Source organism: Bradyrhizobium sp. 142, from assembly GCF_023074015.1.
In the GTDB taxonomy this organism is placed as follows: domain Bacteria; phylum Pseudomonadota; class Alphaproteobacteria; order Rhizobiales; family Xanthobacteraceae; genus Bradyrhizobium.
This window is the reverse complement of the sequence record NZ_JADPKQ010000317.1, coordinates 1-19,835: the sequence shown is the minus strand read 5'-3', so window position 1 is coordinate 19,835 and position 19,835 is coordinate 1. Positions and strand designations below refer to the sequence as shown.

The following is a 19,835-nucleotide window of genomic DNA, read 5'->3' as shown; positions in this document are numbered from 1 at the left end:
CGCACCGAGAAGGAATATCGACATCTCCTGAACGAAAACGGATTCCGTCCCGAAGCGATCTATCCTGCAGGCCGCTTTAGTGTGATCGAGGCGCGCGTTGGTTGAGAGCTATCTGACGGCCTGCAACCTGCTGCCGAATCTCAAAAGTCGCGAGAGCCGTCGATCTCAAGTTCTACCTACCGGTTTTGCTAAAGTCGGCTTGTCCACTTTCGGACATGCCGGGGCCGGCCGACAACGTTTGCTGTTGAGGATGGAACGGACATTTCGGTAAAGCGGGCCGACTTCCGAGTTTGTGCACCTTTCAACTCCTGAGCCGCGAGATCGGGCATATTGATCGAGAAGCTCCCCGACTTCGAGACGCATGGTATCGTGGCATTCGCACGCTGCCGCCGCGAGCCGCAATCGGTCGATCTCGATTCGGCCTCGCTGATCAGACCTGATCGCCCCACGCGCGCGCAGATTGCGCATCAAGAGCGTCACCGTCGTTCGTCGTACACCGAGTATTTGCGAAAGCGCCTGCTGGGTGAGCGGGAGTATGTCGTGGTCGATGCGGTCGCGAAGCTGGAGTAGCCAGCGAGCCATGCGGGCTTCGACCGGTGCAGCGCATTGCAGGCGGAGCCGAGCTGGAACTGTATGAGCATCGCCCTGACGTGATTCTGGACCAAGTTCCGGATCGCCGGACTGCGGTTGAAAGCGGCGTGAAATCGCGACGCAGAGATCCGGGCGGCGGTGCCCGCCGCATGGACGACTGCGGTAGCGGCCGACGGTGACGGCCCGAGCACCGAGAGCATACCTACTGCCCCCTTGCGTCCGACTGCGGCTGTGGCAACCGTCTGTCCGTCCGCCATGTCGATCATCAGCGAGATGGCCCCGCCATGAGGGAAGAAGACATACTCTATCGGCTCACCCGCGCGCGAAAGGACAGCGTCCTGATCGAGCGCGACCATCGCTAGCTCGGGCCTCAGGAAATCGAGTCCTTCGCTGGCAGCGCTGCAAGAAAGCCGTTAGAAATTCCGCCGGGAGCCGTCACCGCGGGGAACCAGCGGTGAGGCATCCGCAGCCTGCTCCATTTGGAGCGTCGCGGAATGGCGGTCTCAACATAGGTTTATCCTCTACGCGCACGATATTGAACTTACTTGCGAGACACCTTCACTCGGACAAACAAACGCCAAACGGCTTGGCCGCGAGGCGGATTTTCTGCTCGCGGCATCGTGAGGCGGGTTAGATGCAAATGGCTGCCGGACGCATGCCCTCAGCATCACCTGAACGAGCGGCTTCGCGCCGACGGTCGGTCGCTTTGCAGGTGTTGCGCCTTGAGCGGGCGCAAGCGTGGGAATGGGCGATATAGCGAAACAAAGCGCTGTCCTCATAACGTGGTTCAAAAAGGGCGCGTGCCCCGCAAAATCAGCTTACCAACTTGTTGGCGCGCGCCAGATCCTCCAGTGCGTCGGACAAATCAAAATCGGCTCATCGGCCCAAGCATTGTACCAAACCCCCAATTTTCGACGGCATGGAAAACCCAACGGCATAATGCCAGTCTTATCAAGTTCGCCAACTTCCAGAACGCAATCTTCCGGCGCGAGTTGGATCGGTAGCCACCGCAGAGCCCGACACGACATCCCTGAGAGCCTAAAGAGCGCGTGTAATTAATGCCGCCACCCGCCTATGGAAGCTACCGATCTGTCTGAACGCATCCTGCCGCTCTGATCCCTCAGGCAGCCGTTGCGCGGCTTCCCATAAGCTCGCTAACAACCTCGTCATGTCTTTCAATTCATCGGCCTCGGGCGTTCCAGCTGTGCGTCGGCTCAACGTTGAATCCTCATTCTACGAACGGATAAATGTGAGCGCGGGGGGACCGCGCGGCGAGTAAAGGAAGAGAGTAAGTGCAAATGGCAGTATCGATGCAGTTGCCGCGCGGAAGCACTGACGCAGCAAAGGTGCTCTCTTCACAAACGTCGCGTAGCACCGATATTCGTCTCCTACTTATGTTGAATATGAAGATCGGCCAGCGGTTGCGGCGTACATTTACAGGGGTTCCCTGCGTCATTGGGAATAGCTGTCCTTTCTGACGCGTTTCGCCAAAAACCGAGGAGACATATGAAAGAGCCGCAACTCAATCCGCAAATCGCTGATCTCGCGCTTGCCCGATCCAACGCTCACCGCATATGACGAGGATCATGCCGTCACCTACGTTCGCCTGATTTGATGCTGATGCGGAAGGTGCCTAGGTAACGCTAGTGGGACAGCGCGCTCAAGATTTTCCGCTGCACCATGCGTTCTTGGTTACCTGTAAGAACGCCATCAATCCGAGCGTCACGAATGGCGCGATAACCGTGCGGCTGAAATGCGTTTCAGCCACTTCGTTACCTCCATGACTGCTTCGATGCTTCCGGCTGGAGCGGTTGCCGGGTGGGTTTGCACCCACTGGAAAGCGCCGCCTTTGCACGGCGCACACCCAAAGCGGACGTTGGGAGTAACGGGGCTCGGCATTCCGGACGGGCTAGGATCTTTGCCATCTCGACAGAAATGTTGCGCGAGATCGGCACTTAGCCATTGGGGCGTATCCGGCCCTTTTCTTTGCGTGATCTTCGAGAGACTAGTTGCCTCCGCCGCCGCCCACCTGCCTCATTGGTTTTGGTAGGATGTGTGATTGGGAGGATCGTATGCATGTACTCGGCCAGCGTTTCGCAGAAGGCGACGGCGTAAGAAGGAAGTCGACGGCGCCTGTCCCATTGAATTGCAACTCTTTCTCGAATTGGCTTGCGGTCATGCGTTACGCGGACAATTCGCAAAGCGTATCGGTCCGTTCGCTGAAGGGAGGGGATGATCGCTACGCCCTGCCCAACCTCCGCCAGAGCAAGCAGGGTGTGCGGTGCACGACTCTCGAGCAGAATGTTGGGCTCGACGTCTGCGAGGCGGCACGCTGCGTCGAACAGCCTCCGGATGGAATAGCCAGGATCCAGTAGCAGCAACGGATAAGAGGCAAGGCGGCCGATATCTACGAAACCTGCATGGCCTAGCTCGAGGGATGCGGCGCAAGCGGCTAAGGCTTCAGCTGGTGGTAGGATCCGACTCTCGAAGCGGGGCCCGCCTTGTTCAAGTCTGATGCCCACATGAACTTCCCCGCGTTCAAGCATCGCTGTCTGTTCAGCACCGAGTGCTTCAATCAGCTCTACATTTACGTTGGGAAAGCGCTCACTGTATTGAGGAAGAAACCTCGCCAGCACACTCTCGATCGTGTGCGGTGGTGCGGCGATTTTCAGCACTCCCTTGTCTCCGCGCCGAAGGACCTCCGCGTGTTCGCGGACAGCGTCGAGATCGGTCATTACGCGGCGGCAATCCGCGAGAAGCTGCTTGCCTTCTGCGGTTAAAGCGAGGCCGCGCCCGACACGGTCAAACAGCCTGAGGCCCAACTCCTGCTGAAGATCACCGATTTGTCGCGAAAGTGCAGGCTGTCCAATGCGAAGGCGCACCGCGGCTTTCGATACAGTGCCCAGTTCAGCGACTGCAACAAAGGTTCTCAGGCGCCTCAGATCCATAGTTCAATTCTATGCCTCACCGGCATGGAATAACAGCACAATTATGCATTGGACGTGGGGCCCACTCTGGCGGCATGTTTGTCAACAAGCTTGGAACAGCTCCGGCGCTCCGCCGAGCGATGCGGCCACGAAGATCCGGGCATAAAACGGTCTTCTGCTGCCACGTCTCTATGAACGCCTGACTAGGGGGATGATCATCATGGAGAGCGGTAAAAATAGCAGGAACTTCACCACCGAGGCGCGCAAGCCGACTCGACCCTATCTCTCCCGTCGGACGGTCCTCGGCCTTGCCGGGGCTTTCGGGGTTGCAACGCCGATCGCGATGGTCGGTGTGGCTCGTGCACTGACAGCAGTGAAGAGCGCACCTTCTCCCGATGCACTCCCTCTTTGCCGCGCGGCTATGATGGAGGAAGGTTTATCGGGACCGCCGCGAGCGCTCACGCTTGCGTGGAATGCGACGTCGGTCTGCACGGCGGCGGCCCCTGTCGCAAAGGAACGGGGCGTCTTCGCAAAACATAATCTCGACGTCGATTTCATCAATTTCGGTGGTTCGACTGAACAACTCCTCGAAGCGATCGCGACCGGCAAAGCTGACGCGGGCATCGGGATGGCTCTACGTTGGCTCAAGCCGCTAGAGCAGGGATTTGATGTTCGTATCACGGCCGGCGTGCACGGCGGCTGCATTCGGCTGCTCGGGTCCAAGGCTGCCAACATCACCAGCCTGGAATCGCTGCGCGGCAAGACCATCGCCATCAGTGACCAGGCAAGCCCGGCGAAGAACTTCTGCTCCATTGCGCTCGCCAAGAAGGGGATCGATGCGGTGAGGGACGTCGACTGGCGCCAATATCCGGCCGATCTGCTCGCGCTTGCCGTTGAGAAGGGCGAGGCCCACGCACTCACCGACAATGACCCGCGCACCTATCTTTGGCTCAAGGACGGCAAGCTCAACGAGGTCGTGACCAATCTCTCTGGGGAATTTGCCGATCGCATCTGCTGCGTGCTCGCTATCCGCGGAAGTCTGATCCGTGGCGAACCGGCCACGGCAGGCGCATTGACACGATCCGTACTCGAGGCCGGCGACATGGTCGCTCGCCATCCCGCCGACGCCGCCGCGGTGTACTCGGCCTATGGTGGCAAGGGCTCGCTGGACGATCTCGGCGCCATGCTCGCAAGCCACACTCATCACAATCATCCGGTCGGAACGGAGCTCAAGCGGCAGATCGTGTTGTACGCGAATGAGCTCAAAGAGGTAAACGTATTCAAGCGAAGCACGGATCCGACGAAGTTCGCCGAACGGGTCTATGTCGACGTTCTAAGCTGAGAGGGCAACAGTCGTGGCGATCAATTCCACCATGGATCAAGTGAGCCGCCCGTCAATGATGGCTGTCGCCCGGCGCCAGGGTTCGATGAGGCGGGCATGGATCTCTGGAATGGCAGCGGCGACATGGCTCGGAGTCGCCGTGCTCACAGCCGTCTGGTCCGACCAGCCTGGAACCGATTGGGACTACACAGGCGACCTTGCCGTTGCATTTGGTGCGCTCGGCACTGTGCTCGTATTCACTACCCTTGCCGACCTTTGGTTTGCCTGCTTGCCGCGCGTGCAGCGCCTCGCACCGTGGATGCTCGCGCTCGCCATGCTTTTCGGCGCTTGGGAGACGGTTACGGCGAAGCTCGGCCTCCTTCCGATGCCGTTCTTCCCGCCACCTCAAGCTCTGTTGGAAGTCATCGTTGACGATCGCGTTCGCCTCGCCGAAGGTGTTCTCGCCTCGTTACGCCTGCTGGCAGGAGGTTATTTTCTTGGCGCCGTGCTCGGGTTCGTCATGGGCGTGGCCATGGGCTGGTCGCGCGCCGTCGGATATTGGATCCACCCGGTCTTGCGGCTCGTCGGCCCGCTGCCCGCGACCGCCTGGCTGCCGCTTGCGTTCTTCGTCTTCCCGTCAAGCCATAGCGCGAGCACCTTCCTGATTGCGCTGGCGACCGGATTTCCGGTTACCGTCCTAACCTGGTCGGGCGTCGCAGGCGTGAGCAAGGCCTATTACGATATAGCACGCACGGTCGGCGCAAACCAAAGCTTCCTCATTCTCAAGGTGACCATTCCGGCGGCGATGCCGCACGTATTCGTCGGGCTGTTCATGGGCCTCGGCAACTCGTTCGCCGTTCTCGTTATTGCCGAGATGCTGGGCGTCAAGGCCGGTCTTGGTTGGTACCTTCAATGGGCGCAGGGGTGGGCTGCTTATGCCAATATGTACGCAGCGCTGCTGATCATGGCGCTCATCTTCTCCGGTTTGATCACCCTGCTATTCCGCCTGCGTGATCGGCTTCTGGCATGGCAGAAGGGGTTGGTGCGATGGTAGCCCACACGGCAGTGTCGGAACGTGCGCTTCAGGCCGATATCTCATCGGTGCGGGGAGCCGCCCTCTCGATTCACGAGGTGAGCCATTGTTTCGAGTTGGAGGGACGTCCGTTGCCGGTACTGGAACGTATCAGCTTGCGTCTCGAGCCTGGAGAGTTCGTCGCAATCTTGGGTCCGAGTGGCTGCGGCAAGTCGACTTTGTTACGATTGGTTGCAGGGCTCGACTTCCCCGCGAACGGCAAACTATTGATGGATGGCCAGGCGATTGACGGCCCCGATGCGTTACGCATCATCGTTTTTCAGGACCCAACGCTTTATCCATGGCGCACCGTTTGGAGCAACGTTGCACTCGGGCTGGAAGCGCGCGGGCTACTTCGAAGCCATCGCGAACGCGTCGATGACGTGTTGCGACTGGTCGGCCTTGCTGGTTTCCCCACGGCTTATCCAGGCCAGCTTTCCGGCGGAATGGCGCAACGCGCGGCTCTGGCGCGGGCACTGGTTAACGATCCAAAGCTTCTCATTCTCGACGAGCCATTGGGCCAACTCGACTCCCTGACGCGCATCGCCATGCAGGAAGAGCTCGTGTCGCTCTGGCAGCGCACGGGCTTCACCGCGCTTCTGGTAACCCACGACGTGGAAGAGGCAGTATTCCTTGCTACTCGGGTCATCGTGCTGAGCGAGCGTCCCGCACGAGTTACCGCCGAGGTCGTGAATGCCCAGCCGTATCCGCGCCATCGCGGCGATCCGCATCTGGCTGAGCTTCGGCGTGAAATCATGGGCCATCTTGGGCTTGCTGAGACCTGGTGAAGGCCAAGGGAGCGTCGCTTGACTGATCTACTCACGCGCATTGAAGAGCAGCCGCCCGAGGTGCTGGATGTCATCGCCAGATCGATGAGCATCCGCGCAGCCGAGCCGGCCATGCAATCGATATGCGCACGCTATATGGGGAAGATTGGTGTGCCGGATGCCCACGTCCTCGAGGTGGGCTGCGGCAACGGTGCTGTCACGAAGCTCATCATGCAACACCTGAGACCAGCACGACTTTTGGGAATCGATCCATCCTCGTTATTCATCAAGATGGCGAACGAAACCTTCAACGGCGAGCCACGGGCGTCGTTCGAGCGCGGCGATGCTGCGTCCACCGGGCAGCCGGACGCCAGTTTCGATATTGTCATCGCACATACAGTCTATTCCCATTTACTCGACCCGAAGGGTGCATTAGCCGAAGCCTGGCGGGTACTTAAGCCGGGAGGTCAGCTCGTCGTTTTTGACGGCGATTTCGCGACGCTTGGCGTCGCACTGTTCGATGGCGACCCGTTGCAATCGGCAGTGGGTGCGGTGCTGCGCAATATGGTACACGCACCCTACATCATGCGGCGGCTTCCTATTCTCGCCGCCGCAGCTGGATTCTGCGTGCAATCGCTGGATCCCCACGGTTATGTGCAGACGACGCACCCCGACTACCTGCTCACTTTACTCTCGCGCGGAACCAGCGCGGCCGGCCGGGCTGGCGAGATTGGGCAAGCACTAGTGGATGGCTTCGACCGGGAGCTGCAGCGGCGCGTTGCCACCGGCACCTTTTACGGATCCATGCTCTTCCTAAGCCTCACCGCGCGCAAGATTGACGATGCGCCATGACCACTTGTGCACGAAACGGACCCGAGGATGTCCGTTCTTTTGGGGGTAATGCGGACTTCGCCTAATCGTCTGCCGACGACCCAACTGAGACATGGGGTGCCTCCATCGGCGTCTGTCTTGCAGGAATACCGCGAAACGTGAATATTCATCCTGGTTCGCGTGTCATCGGGGAAATCCTGCAATAGAGCGCTGCAATCAATGAGGTGTTTTGTCATGAAGAGGTATTTGCTCACAGTGGCCGCCTCAGTGCTAGGTCTGGCGCTTTTGCTGTCGCCGGCTGCCAATGTGCAGGCTGCCGAACTCCAGGTCTTGGCGGGCGGCGCCATAACGGCCGCCATACAAGAGCTCGGCGCGCAATTCGAGAGAGCCTCGGGCCATAAGCTTGTTATTCGCTTCGGTACCACCCCCGAACTAATCAAGCTGGCCGCGACCGGCGGGCCCTTCGACATTGGCGTCGTCCCTCGGGAGGTTTTCAAGGACGCCGCCGCTCAGGCTCAGTTCGTTTCCGGACCGACAACCGACATCGCTCGCGTAGGCCTGGGCGTCGCCGTTCGTTCGGGGGCTCCCAAGCCCGAGATAAGCACGCCCGACGCGCTGAAGCAGACGCTGCTCAAGGCGCAATCCATTGCTTCCATACCGGCGAGCGCGGCTGGTGCCCAGGTTTTTGGGGTGTTCGAACGTCTCGGCATCGGCGAGGTAATGAAAGCTAAGACCAAGGCCCAGGCCACGCCCGCTCAGGTCGTTCAGGCGGTTGCGAATGGCGAGGCCGAGCTTGGAGTGTTTCTCATCAATGTACTGACGGCCGCCGGTCTGGACGTGGTCGGTCCGTTTCCCGCCGAATTGCAGCAGGAGGTTGTTTTCACGTCAGCCGTTGCCGCGAACGCCAAGGAAGCGGGAGGCGCCAAGGCGTTCATCGCCTATTTAACAACACCCGCCGCCGCCGCTGTTATCAAGGCCAAAGGCATGAATCCCGGCTGAGGCGAGCGCGTCACCGCGACGCCCGAACGCATCGCCTCACCGACGACGTGATTGAACAAGGATGTTTGCTGCGGTGCATGAGTCTGCAGTTGTGGCACCTTTGAGACATGCCCGCCTTCCTGAGAATGTCCGTTCAGCGGGTAGACCGGAAGTCAGCGACGGGTAGAGAACAATCAATGACTTACTGGTCGCACCACTGGGCTTATCTGGCCGAAACTGGGCATTCGTCGCACGATCATTCTCGCTGCACTGCCTGATAACTGAACACGCATTACTCCGACTTTGCTGGGTCAACTGCGACTACAAGGCCATCGATCGATAGGTTCAAATCGGAGACGCGCACCACAGAGACCGACAATTGCTGATCATATGACCACTTGGCCCCGTGATTGCGCGCACCGGCTCCTGAGAATCTAACCCTCCAAAATCGCGACCGCTCGCGTCCATCCTGCCGAAGCTCGCTCGATCTTCACGGGAAAGCATGACACCCTGAAGCCGGTCGGCGGCAGCAACTCGAGATTGTGCAACTTCTCGAGATGGCAATAGCCGATATGACGGCCGGCCTTGTGGCCTTCCCAGATCAGGCTGGCGTCCTTCATCTCGGCGTATTTCTTCGCGGTATGAACGAACGGCGCGTCCCAGCTCCAGCCGTCGATGCCGGTCAGGCGCACACCGCGCTCGAGCAGGTACATGGTTGCTTCATAGCCCATGCCGCAGCCCGACGTGACGTAGTCCTGCCGGCCATATTTGGCGCCGGCGCTGCTGTTGACCACGACGATCTCGAGCGGCTTCAGCTCATGGCCGATGCGCTTGAGCTCAGCCTCGACGTCCTTGGCCGTTGCGACATAGCCGTCCGGCAGGTGCCGGAAGTCGAGCTTCACGCCGGGCTGGAAGCACCATTCCAGCGGCACCTCGTCGATGGTCCAGGATCGCTCGCCACGATTCATGGTCGGGTGAAAATGCCAGGGTGCGTCGAGATGCGTACCGTTGTGGGTCGAGAGGCTGACCTGCTCCACCGCCCAGCCCTGCCCGTCCGGCAGATCCTCGGCCTTCAACCCGTCGAAGAACTGCAGCATGCGCGGCAGGCCCTGCTGATGGTTGATATACTGTATCGTCGGATGATTGCCGGGCGGGTCGGCCGGCACGTCGTTCTGGAGGGGGACGGAGATGTCGATCAGCTTGCTCGTCATGGCGCTTCCTCGTTGATTGTTTTCGTTGGCGGAGGTCAAGCGTCCGTTCAGGCTTCTTGCCGCTCGACGCGATTCTTCAGAATGCCGATCTTCTCGACCTCGAGCTCGACCATATCGCCATGCTCAAGAAACCAGCCGAGCTCGAGGCCGCAGCCATTGCCGACCGTGCCGGAGCCGATGAATTCGCCGGGCATCAGCGTCTCGTCCTGGGTGACGTGGGCGATGATCTCCTCGAAGGAGAACAGCATGCACTCGCTTACGCCTTTCGAGCGGGTCTCGCCGTTGACGCGCGCTTCCATCTTCAAATGATAGGGATCGCCGATCTCGTCCGGCGTCACGATCCAGGGACCCATCACGTTGCCGCCGTCGAAGCTCTTGCCCTTGGCCGGGCCGAGCCGCCCCTCCATCTCGATACGCTGTGCGTCGCGCGCGGAGAAATCGTTGAAGATGGTGTAGCCGAAGATGTGATCCTTCGCCTTCGCGACGGAGATGTTCGCGCCCTTGTTCTTGGTGATGATGCCGAATTCGAGCTCGTAGTCCATGACCTTGCTGTAGCGCGGCCATTTCACCGTGGTGTTGGTGCCGCGGACGCTGAACCGGTTGGTGATGTAGAAGATCGGCTGCTTGCGATAGACCTCGGGCAATTCACCGAGCGGCTCAGCGTCGATGCGCGCCAACTCCGCCATGTCGCCCTTGGCGCGCGCGGCGAGCTTCCGCTGACCGCGCGGCGCTTGCAGGATGTGCAGCGCGAACGACATGCCGTCGCGCATTTGCCTGGGCTCCGGCACCGGCGCGAGGATGTCGACGGCGCCGACTGCCGCCGACAGCGTCGCGTCCAGGCCGTGCTTGTCGAGCAGGGCCTGGGCCCGATCAAGCGCGCGGGGCCCGGCGTCGATCAGCGCCAGCATCGAGCCGAAGGCGGGATCGGCCTGGCCATCCCGCACGGCGGCGGCGGCGAGGTCGAACACCTGGCTGTCATTGGTGTGGATGGCTCCGATCTTCTCCTGACCGGCCAAACTGAATGTTGCGAGCTTCACCTTGGGTACCCCTTGCTATCGTTTAGAATATATGATCAGATAAAATATCGATAAACAAGCATGAAAAATATAAAGCGGGGAGAGCGCGGTGAGGCGAACGCAGACGAGGGCGAGGTTGGCGGCGGGTCTCGTGCTTGGGGTGTCTGTTGCCATGACGGCGCCCGCGCTGGCGCAGGCCAAGATCCAGATCGGCTGCACCGCGACCTCCGACTGCGCCTCGGCCATGGTCGCGGTCGACGAAGGCATCTTCAAGAAGCACGGGCTGGACGTCGAGATGACGCCGATCGCGATCAACTCCAACATCCCGGCGGCGATCCTGTCGAACTCGATTCAAGTCGGCGGCCCCACCTCCACCGTTTTCCTCCAGGCCGTCGACGGCGGCCTCGACCTCGTCGCGATCGCCGGCGCCTCGGTCATGAACACGACCTCGAACACCGCGATCGCCGCCTTCGTCCGCAACGGCCTCACCATCAAGGAGCCGAAGGATTTCATCGGCAAGAAGGTCGGCGCGCCCGGCCTGAATGCCTTCCTTCATGTGCTGTTCGTGAAATGGCTGGTGGAAAAAGGCGTCGATCCCAAGAGCGTCAATTTCGTCGAAGTCACCTTCCCGACCATGGCCGACATCATCAAATCAGGCGGTATCGATGCCGTGCTCACGGCCGAGCCGTTCGTCACGCGCATGAGCAATGCGGGGATCGGATCGGTCGGCGCGCGATACGGCGCCGAGCTCGGCCGCACCGATCCGATCATCTTCTACGCCACCTCCCGCGACTGGGCGGAGAAGAATGCAGCGACGGTGAAGAAGTTCCGCGAAGCCATCGCGGAGGCCGCTCAAATCGTCAACAGCGATCGCGAGAAGGCCTCCGCCTCGATCGCCAAGTTCACCAAGCAGCCGCTCGACCTCGTCAAGGCGACCCCGCCGAACCAGTCCGAGCCGAACCTCAAGCCGGAAAACCTCTCCTGGTGGATCGATGTGATGTCGTCGCAGAAGATGCTGCAATCCAAGCTCGACACCACGAAACTCGTGCTGAACTAAAGGATATCGATGATGCCTACTGCCGAGCGCACTCTCGAACGCCCGCCGACTGAGGTCGGAACCTTGAGCGAGCGCGCCGCAAACCTGATCGAGCAGGACATCCTGGCCGGATATCTGGCGCCGGGATCGCGGCTCGGCATCGTCGATCTCGTGCAGCGCTACGAGATCGGGGCCACGCCCCTGCGCGAGGGCTTGTCGCGGCTGATGTCGCGCGGCCTGATCGTCGGCATCGGCCAGCGCGGCTTCCGCGTCGCCGAGGTCAGCCGCGAGGATCTCGCCGACATCACCTGCATGCGGACGGCGGTCGAGATCGAAGCCGTCAGGCTCGCCATCCTCCACGGCGACGTCGCCTGGGAGGCCGGCATCGTCGGCGCGCTGCATCAGATGCGCCGGCATATCGAGCGCACCGGCAACAAATTCCGCGAAGGCGCAGCCGATTTCGACCGGCTCCACAAGGGCTTTCACACCGCGCTGCTCGCCGCCTGCGGCTCACGGCGCATGCTGGCCGCCCATTCCGACCTCTACGACCAGGCCTATCGCTACCGCCGCGTGATGATGGGCGCCATCGACAGTGGCGAAGGGTTCATCCGCAGTCATCAGATGCTTGCCGACCACGTGCTCGCCCGTGACGTGGCCGCCGCCCAGAAAGTGCTGGCGGCGCATCTGCACTCGACCATCAATTTCGTCTATCCGCAGGCCGGCGGGGAGCAATCATGAGCGTCGTTGCCAGGCTCGACGAGGCGCGCGCCGCGCGGCGGCAAAAAACGCTGATCGCGTTCAATGCCGCGACGCTGCAGCTCGGTGGCAAGACCATCCTCGAGAATCTCGATCTGGAGGTGCGGCCAGGCGAATTCCTCTGCATCGTCGGCGCCTCCGGCTGCGGCAAGACCACGGCGCTGCGGCTCGCCGCGGGCCTCTATCGTCCCACGAGCGGCGCCGTGACCTTCGACGGCGAGCCGATCACCGCGCCGCGCCGCGAGGTCGCGATCGTGTTCCAGGATTACGGCAAGGCGCTGTTGCCGTGGCGGACCGCGGCCGGAAACATCTCGCTGGCGCTGGAAGCCTCGCGTGTCCCGGCGCGCGAGCGCGGCGGGCGCATCGAGGCGCTGCTGCGCAAGGTCGGACTGCCCGGTCATGCCGACAAATACCCGACCGAAATGTCGGGCGGAATGCAGCAGCGCCTGCAAATCGCGCGCTGCCTTGCGCAGGAGCCGACGACGCTGCTGATGGACGAGCCGTTCGGCGCGTTGGACGCGATGACGCGCCAGGGCTTGCAGGACGAGGTTCTGTCGCTGACGCACGCGAGCCAGACGACCGTGATCTTCGTGACCCACGATCTCGACGAGGCGATCTATCTCGGCGACCGCGTCATCGGCCTGCTGCCGCATCCGGGCCGGATCGGGATCGAGCTCGATGTCGACCTGCCGCGTCCGCGCGACCAGCTCGCCACCCGCGAGCATCCGGAATTCCTGCGGCTGCGCCGGCAATTGTTCGATTTCATCAAGGCGACCGAACATTGAGCCTCGATCGCGCGAGGTGCTTGCTGTTGCCCCTGGCGCTGATGCTGGCGTTCGAGCTCTGGGCGCGCCTCACCCATCTGCAAAGCGACAGCCTGGCGCCGCCGAGCGCGATCTTCGCGGCGCTGGCCGCGGCGCTTGCCGATCTCTCGATTCCAGTCGCGACCCGCGACACGCTGTTCGCCGCCTTTGCGGGCCTCGCGATCGGCAGCGCCATCGGGCTTTTGCTCGGCATTGCCTTCGGCGTCTCCCGCCCCATCGACCGGCTGATGGAGGTGACGGTCGAGGCGATCCGCCCAATCCCCTCGATCGCATTGCTGCCGATTGCGCTGATCGCGCTCGGCTTCGGCTATCGGATGGAGATCGTGACCGTGGCATTTGCCTGCGTCTGGCCGATGCTGATCCTGACGCGCAGCGCGGTGCGCAGCATCGAGCCGCGATTGATGGAGGTGTCGCGCGCCCTGCGGCTGAGCGCGACGCAACGGATCACGAAGATCGTGATCCCCGCCGCACTGCCGCGAATCTTCGTCGCCTTTCGCCTGTCGGTCGGCATCGCCCTGATCGTCGCCGTCACCGTCGAGATCGCAATCAATCCGATCGGGCTCGGCGCCGGCATCATGCTGGCGCAGCAGGCGCTGCGCGCCGACCTGATGCTCGCCTATCTCCTCTGGATTGGCGTGATCGGCTACGCGCTGAACGTCCTATTGATTGCGGCCCAGCGCCGCCTGTTCGGCCGCGCCGCGCTGGCCGGGGATCATCCATGAACCGCGCGGCGATCCTTTGGCGCGTCGCAAGCATCCTCGTCGCGGCCGGCTTCATCGCGGCATGGCAGCTCATCGCCAATCTGAAGCTGGTCTCGCCGGTGTTCCTGCCCGGTCCGGACCGGGCCTGGACCGCCCTGGTGCGCGGCTTTTCGAGCGGCGATCTCGCGAGCAAGCTCATCGGCACGCTCGAGCACATGGCCTATGGCTGGTTCGCCGCCTCGATCGTCGGCGTTGCGCTCGGCGCGCTGATCGGATCGTCAAGGATGATGCGCGTCTATGTCGCGCCGTCGCTGGAATTTTTGCGACCCCTGCCGGTCTCAGCGATCATTCCGGTCGCGATCGCCATGCTCGGGCTGACACAAGGCATGGCGCTGTTCGTGATCGCCTTCGGCGCTATCTGGCCAATCATGCTCGCAACCATTCACGGCTTTGGCGCGGTCGAGCCGCGGCTCTATGAGGTCGCCCGCTCGCTGCAGATGTCGCGAGCCGCCGTCATCGGCAAGATCGCCTTGCCCTCGGCATTGCCGGACATCCTCGCGGGCATGCGGCTCAGCCTGACGGTCGCGCTGATCCTCTCGGTGGTCTGCGAGATCCTGGCCGGACTTGACGGCCTTGGTCAGTGGGTCCTGCTCTCGGCACGTGCGTTCCGATCCGCCGACCTCTTCGCCGGCGTTATCTTGCTTGGTGCGACCGGATATTTGACGTCGATTGCGGTGTCGCTCGTCGAGCAGCGACTGCTCGCTTGGCAGACCGCGTCCCGGTAGCGCGGTGATGACGTCGCCAGAGAAAGAAATGGCCTGCATCAAGCGGGCCATTTTCGTTTCGGAACAGGTCATTCCGAATTTGGTTGCGGGGAGGCAACCGCCCATACCGACATTCGCTTCAAGTTCCGATCTGAGCGAGGCACCTCCCTACGTCCCGAACGTAAGTAACAACCGAAAAGATCAACAAAAACAATGAAGTTTGTTCTCGATTGACCACCTTTATCGCCGTTTGTTCACGGGGTTTCGGTGGTCAATCGGTGGTCAGCGCCGCCTGATCGAGCGACGGTACCATGCTGGCGCCCGGATCGCACCGGGGTTGCATACCGGCGAATTAGACTAGAACAGAAGCACCTTGCGTCATCCTGCTCGACCGCGCCGGCACGACGGCTGTCGATCTGCGACCTCACCGGCACTACCGCGCCCGCAACACCGCGCGGACAATGCGGCGATCGACAGGTTGGCGGCATTCATTGAAGAGAGGGTGCGGCGTGACGCCTGGATCCACGAACAAACCTAACCGATCGCGGCCGGCAGTCGAACCGTTCTTGATCTCTATTGTGTGCTAAAGGCCCATCAGCGCGCTCTCAGCTATTCAGGGCTGAGCACACTGCCGAGAAATCGCTCCTTTTCGCCAGGCGCGTAGCCCTGCGAAGCACCAAAATACGGTTCGCTGTAGCCCTCGTAATAAGGCGCAGACCGGTAGTATTGACGCGGCGCGTAGGCAAAACCCGAAGCAAGACCCGATGGGTACATGTGATGATGGGAACGAAGCACCGCGTGCCGGCGGTGCCCGTGGTGCACAGTTGCGGCGTTCGCGACCCCGCACAAGGCCATCAAAACGCTCAAGGCCACAATCGAACGCATCGCCTTTTCCTCCAACGACTTCCTCCGCCTGCTCAATTACAGCCCAGACGCAGCGTTCCAAACAAGGACCGCGACATCTACCTCGTCTTGGAAGACTTCGGGCTGCGCAGGGCCCGTATAAATCACAAACCGCGTGCCGTATAACTCGAAGACGCGGTATAGAACCAATCGCAAGCGTGACCTCAGGAACGGATTGCGTCGATCGCATGGGCGATTAGGACCGCTACACTCACGCCGATGAGAATGACGAGGATCCAATTTAAAAACACGTTCGCCTCCAATCTTTGGAATTGAACGCGCGCATTCGTGCCCAGTCAAAAACAACCGGCCGAGATTATTAATTTCGGCTTGGGCTGAGGATTCAAGGCGCTGTGGGCCCCCAAGTCCGTCGCGTTTGCCCCATATGTATGGTCCGGCCGTGCGGTACAAGATTTCGACGATCAGGTAGATGCGGTCTTGCATCAACGTATCCGGCCTCTGCTTGGAGCGCAGTGCTCCGGGCCGTCATGGAGCGCGCATTCGATTAGCGGACAGGCCTCGAACGGGCCATTCGGGTCACCAGTGTTCGCATGCGCCGGGAAGACTGATCCTCCATCGTCGTCTCATCTCTCGCAGACCTCGGTGGGTAAGGGATATTGGTTACGTCATCGATAGCTCCTCACTTCACTTCGCGCCGTTCCTTTGTTCGTGCCTGGCGCTCGTTCCCTCGTCCCGGCCTGCGCGCGCAGACGCGCCGCGCGCAAGGGCCGTCAAGGCCGGCCGTCGTGCTGTCCTCACGTCTTGCTCTACCGCTCCCAGGCTGCGCCTTGACGGCCCCGAGCACGGCGCGAGGATCAAGCAGGTCGGGACGCCATCTCATCTGTCTTGACGCACTCGAAGGCGCGCCCCTTGTTGAGAACCGCCCAGGCGATGCGGGCGAGCTTGTTGGCGAGCGCAATCGCCAGCACGTTGTGATGCAATCGCTTCTTGGCGGCTTCGATCCAGATTTGAGGCCATAATGCTCCCAACACTTGACCTTGACCAGCACGACCCACGCGGCTTGCACGAACAGAACGCGCAGGTAGCGATTGCCGCGCCTTGATATCTTGCCGAGGATCATGCGGTCGCCGGTCGAGATCTGCTTCGGCACCAGTCCAAGCCAGGCGCCGAAGTCGCGGCCTTTCGAGAACACGTCTGCAGTGCCGATCCCGGCCACCATTGCACTGGAGATAAGCGGGCCAATGCCGGGCACCGTCATCAGTCGCTCGCAGGCCTTATCTTGACGGGCCGGCGTTTCGATCTCGCTAGACAGCCCCTCGATACGCGCATCCAGCCGGCGCCAGTCGCCCGCCAGATCCTCGAGGATGCGTAACATGCGAGGCGAGAGCACATCGGAGCGCGTCGCGAGGATACCCGGCAACTCGGACCGCAGGGAATGCAGGCCTTGGCGTACGGCGATGCCCCGCTCCAGCAGGAACGCACGGATCTGATTGATGACGCCGGTACGCTGACCAACCAATCGATCGCGGACGCGGTGCAGCGCCTGAAGGTCAAGCTGATGGGCTGTCTTGGTTGCGACGAATTTCATGGTCGGGCGTTGGACAGCCTCAGCGATGGCTTCCGCATCTCGGAAGTCATTCTTCTGTTCCTTCGAGTAGGGGCGCACGTATTTCGCCGGCATCAAGCGAGCGTCGTGGCCAAGCATTTGGAGCTTGCGGCTGAGGTGATGCGCGCCGACGCAGGCTAAGCACGGCGGCAAATTGGCGAGCCGTGTTTCCACCTGGCTGCGTGACCACTTCTGCCGCAGCACGATGGCACCGCGGTGATCATGACCCACGAGGTGGAACGAGTTCTTGCCGATATCGATGCCGATCACGGCGATCGCTGTGTTGAGGTTCTGAGACATGGCGTGCTCCTTGACTTGAGCGCCCCTTGCCAGCTTCTCGCACTGGCGGGGCTGGAGCACGGCCGGACCTTCCCATTACCGGAGATTGTGCGCCTTCTCAATCTCGACAGGAAGTGGCAGATTCGTGACACATGCGGTTATTTTTCGCCATGCAGCAGAGCCATTCTCACCGAGTCTTTGTGCTATTCTGAAGGCGGCGGAGATGTCATGAGCGAAACGCGGAAAATCGCGGCGATCCTGGCGGCCGACGTGGTCGGGTACAGTCTGCTGGCTGGCGCGGACGAGGATCGTACGCTGGCGCGGCTGCGGGCGCTCCGGAGCGATCTGGTCGATCCTACCATCGCCGTGCATCACGGGCGCATCGTGAAGCGCACCGGCGACGGAGCTCTGGTCGAGTTTCGCAGCGTAGTCGACGCTGTGCGCTGCGCTATCGAAGTGCAGAACGGCATGGTTGAGCGCAACGCGGGTTTGGCGCCTGAGCGGCGCATCGAATTTCGCATCGGGATTCATCTTGGCGACATCGTGGAGGAGAGCGACGGCGATCTAATGGGTGACGGCGTCAATATCGCCGCTCGATTGGAAGGCATTGCCAAGCCGGGTGCTATCTGTCTTTCCGAAGACGCCTATCGCCAAGTGAAAGCGCGGCTCGATCTGGTTGTCAGCGATCTCGGTGAGACCAACCTCAAGAACATTGCCGAGCCGATCCGGGTTTATTCGCTTGAGGTGGACGTCGTCGCCCGGGCGAGCCTTGCGACGCAAGGCGAACCCGCGCCGCAGGATAAACCTACGGCACCGCCCGCACTCCCCAATAAGCCTTCGATCGCGGTGCTGCCGTTCCAGAACATGAGCGGCGACCCCGAGCAGGAATACTTTGCGGACGGCATCGTCGAGGATATCACCACTGGCCTGTCTCGTATCAAGTGGCTGTTCGTGATCGCCCGTAATTCCTCATTCACTTACAAAGGCAAAATGGTCGACATCAAACAGGTCGGGCGCGACCTTGGCGTGCGCTACGTGCTCGAAGGCGGCATACGCAAAGCAGGAAATCGTGTCCGTATCACCGGCCAGTTGATTGAAGCTGAGACCGGCGCTCATCTTTGGGCCGAGCGTTATGACCGGCCGCTCGACGATATCTTCGCTGTGCAGGATGAGATCACTTTGAGCGTGGTCGGCGTCATCGAGCCAAGCCTGAGGCGAGCGGAGATCGAGCGTGTCAAGCGCAAACGGCCTGACAATCTCGATGCATATGATCTTGTCCTTCAGGCTCTGCCTTTCGCTTACACCGGGGAGCTCGAGAATGCTACGACCGCAATCCCGCTGTTGGAGCGGGCGGTGGCACTCGATCCCGGCTATGCCGGCGCACAGGCGGCGCTTGCCTGGTGCTTCCACCACCGATTCAGCCGTGGCGGGCTGCGAGATGAGGATAGCACGGCTGCCATTCGCCATGCCCGGGCAGCGGCGACGCACGGCGGTGACGATGCGACCGCGCTTGCGATGGCTGGTTTGGTCATTGCCTTCGACGAGCGTGATCACGCGACAGCACTCAATCTCTTCAACCGCGCCCTGTCGATCAGCAGCTCCAATATTTTCGCGCTCAGCTGCAGTGCGCTTGTCCTTGCCTATATGGGTACGATTGATCTCGCCATCGAACGAGCGCAGCTCGCCCTTCGCCTCAGCCCGTTCGATCCCATGAATTTTATGCCGAACAATGCTCTCGCGATCGCGAACTTCCACGCCAGGCAGTACGAGGTGGCGGCGGATGCGGCCCGCCGAGCTATCGAAGTGAACCCGCGCTTTAGCGCTTGCTACGCCCATCTGGCGGCAGCGCTCATTCGGTTGGGACGCGACGAGGAGGCAAAGGCCGCGGCGCAGCGGGTGCTCGACTGTAATCCAAAGTTCTCCGTTCACGGATGGTCCGCGGCAATAGGAACCGCCGCACCATCGGTACTCGCGCCCTACGCCGAGGCTCTGCGCGAAGCGGGACTGCCGAAATGATCGAAATTCCAACTAGCTCCCGTCGCGCCGACGTGGTGATTGAATGAACGCGGCGGCTTCCGGTCTTGTGAAGGTTTTCGGATGCCGGCCCCATGACGGTGGCTCGGCGCACACCGGGGCCGGCGTCCGCAAACGAGGATATTGCATCCATCGTTGCTGATGTGAACCGATGGAGCGCCCCATGCAGAAATTGAACGATCTGAGCCGATCCCCGAGCCCCCTCGACCCGGACGGCACGCTGATCGCCGTTATCGAACTGAGCCTGTCGAGCTGGC

General features: G+C 61.4%; 17 protein-coding genes and 1 pseudogene. 11 read left to right on the top strand and 7 right to left on the bottom strand.

Annotation, left to right across the window (positions count from 1 at the left end; translation table 11 throughout):
- Positions 1 to 165: 165 nt before the first annotated feature.
- The 3 genes from IVA82_RS28835 to IVA82_RS28825 form a co-directional block, all read right to left on the bottom strand.
- Complete coding sequence (locus tag IVA82_RS28835) at positions 166 to 582, bottom strand: helix-turn-helix domain-containing protein (protein ID WP_247386743.1); 417 nt, start codon at positions 580 to 582, stop codon at positions 166 to 168.
- Entirely contained in the window at positions 477 to 947 is a 471-nt protein-coding gene (locus IVA82_RS28830) for a cyclic nucleotide-binding domain-containing protein (protein WP_247386742.1), read from the bottom strand. The genes IVA82_RS28835 and IVA82_RS28830 overlap by 106 nt, the downstream gene beginning before the upstream one ends.
- 1,599 nt (positions 948 to 2,546) lie before the next feature.
- Positions 2,547 to 3,539, bottom strand: a complete 993-nt coding sequence (locus IVA82_RS28825) for a LysR family transcriptional regulator (protein ID WP_247386739.1) — start codon at positions 3,537 to 3,539, stop codon at positions 2,547 to 2,549.
- A 199-nt stretch (positions 3,540 to 3,738) separates the two neighbouring features.
- Between IVA82_RS28825 and IVA82_RS28820 the strand changes: the two genes are divergently transcribed.
- The 5 genes from IVA82_RS28820 to modA all read left to right on the top strand — a co-directional run bounded on the left by IVA82_RS28820 (position 3,739) and on the right by modA (position 8,508).
- Positions 3,739 to 4,860: an ABC transporter substrate-binding protein gene (locus IVA82_RS28820; protein ID WP_247386737.1), complete on the top strand. Its 1,122-nt coding sequence runs from the start codon at positions 3,739 to 3,741 to the stop codon at positions 4,858 to 4,860.
- A gap of 85 nt (positions 4,861 to 4,945) precedes the next feature.
- A complete protein-coding gene (locus tag IVA82_RS28815) occupies positions 4,946 to 5,893 on the top strand; it encodes an ABC transporter permease subunit (protein WP_247386734.1) in 948 nt (315 codons plus the stop codon).
- A complete protein-coding gene (locus tag IVA82_RS28810) occupies positions 5,887 to 6,699 on the top strand; it encodes an ABC transporter ATP-binding protein (protein ID WP_247493660.1) in 813 nt (270 codons plus the stop codon). The genes IVA82_RS28815 and IVA82_RS28810 overlap by 7 nt, the downstream gene beginning before the upstream one ends.
- A gap of 18 nt (positions 6,700 to 6,717) precedes the next feature.
- Positions 6,718 to 7,530 (top strand): methyltransferase domain-containing protein, encoded by an 813-nt coding sequence (locus IVA82_RS28805; protein WP_247386733.1) that lies wholly within the window; start codon positions 6,718 to 6,720, stop codon positions 7,528 to 7,530.
- Between the two features lie 213 nt (positions 7,531 to 7,743).
- On the top strand, positions 7,744 to 8,508 hold the full coding sequence (modA, locus tag IVA82_RS28800) for a molybdate ABC transporter substrate-binding protein (RefSeq protein ID WP_247386732.1): 765 nt from the start codon (positions 7,744 to 7,746) through the stop codon (positions 8,506 to 8,508).
- A gap of 413 nt (positions 8,509 to 8,921) precedes the next feature.
- On the opposite strand, the gene IVA82_RS28795 is transcribed toward modA, so the two are convergent.
- Together IVA82_RS28795 and IVA82_RS28790 are read right to left on the bottom strand one after the other, a co-directional pair.
- The gene (locus IVA82_RS28795; RefSeq protein ID WP_247386731.1) at positions 8,922 to 9,698 is read right to left on the bottom strand and encodes a cyclase family protein; all 777 of its coding nucleotides are present in this window, start codon (positions 9,696 to 9,698) and stop codon (positions 8,922 to 8,924) included.
- Positions 9,699 to 9,745: 47 nt separating this feature from the next.
- On the bottom strand, positions 9,746 to 10,735 hold the full coding sequence (locus IVA82_RS28790) for a fumarylacetoacetate hydrolase family protein (protein ID WP_247386729.1): 990 nt from the start codon (positions 10,733 to 10,735) through the stop codon (positions 9,746 to 9,748).
- Positions 10,736 to 10,886: 151 nt separating this feature from the next.
- Here IVA82_RS28790 and IVA82_RS28785 point away from each other — a divergent pair, with 151 nt between their 5' ends.
- From IVA82_RS28785 to IVA82_RS28765, 5 genes are read left to right on the top strand one after another with little or no spacing between them, the layout of a single operon-like run.
- Positions 10,887 to 11,771, top strand: a complete 885-nt coding sequence (locus tag IVA82_RS28785) for an ABC transporter substrate-binding protein (RefSeq protein WP_346659683.1) — start codon at positions 10,887 to 10,889, stop codon at positions 11,769 to 11,771.
- A gap of 12 nt (positions 11,772 to 11,783) precedes the next feature.
- Positions 11,784 to 12,488 carry an FCD domain-containing protein gene (locus tag IVA82_RS28780; RefSeq protein ID WP_247386723.1) on the top strand — a complete coding sequence of 235 codons (705 nt, stop codon included), beginning with the start codon at positions 11,784 to 11,786 and terminating at the stop codon, positions 12,486 to 12,488.
- Complete coding sequence (locus IVA82_RS28775) at positions 12,485 to 13,291, top strand: ABC transporter ATP-binding protein (protein ID WP_247386721.1); 807 nt, start codon at positions 12,485 to 12,487, stop codon at positions 13,289 to 13,291. The genes IVA82_RS28780 and IVA82_RS28775 overlap by 4 nt, the downstream gene beginning before the upstream one ends.
- Positions 13,288 to 14,052, top strand: coding sequence for an ABC transporter permease (locus IVA82_RS28770; protein WP_247386719.1), 765 nt, complete (start codon positions 13,288 to 13,290; stop codon positions 14,050 to 14,052). The genes IVA82_RS28775 and IVA82_RS28770 overlap by 4 nt, the downstream gene beginning before the upstream one ends.
- Positions 14,049 to 14,816 (top strand): ABC transporter permease, encoded by a 768-nt coding sequence (locus IVA82_RS28765; RefSeq protein WP_247386718.1) that lies wholly within the window; start codon positions 14,049 to 14,051, stop codon positions 14,814 to 14,816. Before IVA82_RS28770 ends, IVA82_RS28765 begins: the two co-directional genes overlap by 4 nt.
- A 588-nt stretch (positions 14,817 to 15,404) precedes the next feature.
- Here IVA82_RS28765 and IVA82_RS28760 read toward each other — a convergent pair.
- Complete coding sequence (locus tag IVA82_RS28760) at positions 15,405 to 15,695, bottom strand: hypothetical protein (protein WP_247386716.1); 291 nt, start codon at positions 15,693 to 15,695, stop codon at positions 15,405 to 15,407.
- 818 nt (positions 15,696 to 16,513) lie between these two features.
- A pseudogene (locus IVA82_RS28755) lies at positions 16,514 to 17,565 on the bottom strand (IS110 family transposase).
- Positions 17,566 to 17,772: 207 nt separating this feature from the next.
- On the opposite strand from IVA82_RS28755, the gene IVA82_RS28750 reads away from it, so the two are divergent.
- Positions 17,773 to 19,560 (top strand): adenylate/guanylate cyclase domain-containing protein, encoded by a 1,788-nt coding sequence (locus IVA82_RS28750; protein WP_247386714.1) that lies wholly within the window; start codon positions 17,773 to 17,775, stop codon positions 19,558 to 19,560.
- Positions 19,561 to 19,835: the final 275 nt, after the last annotated feature.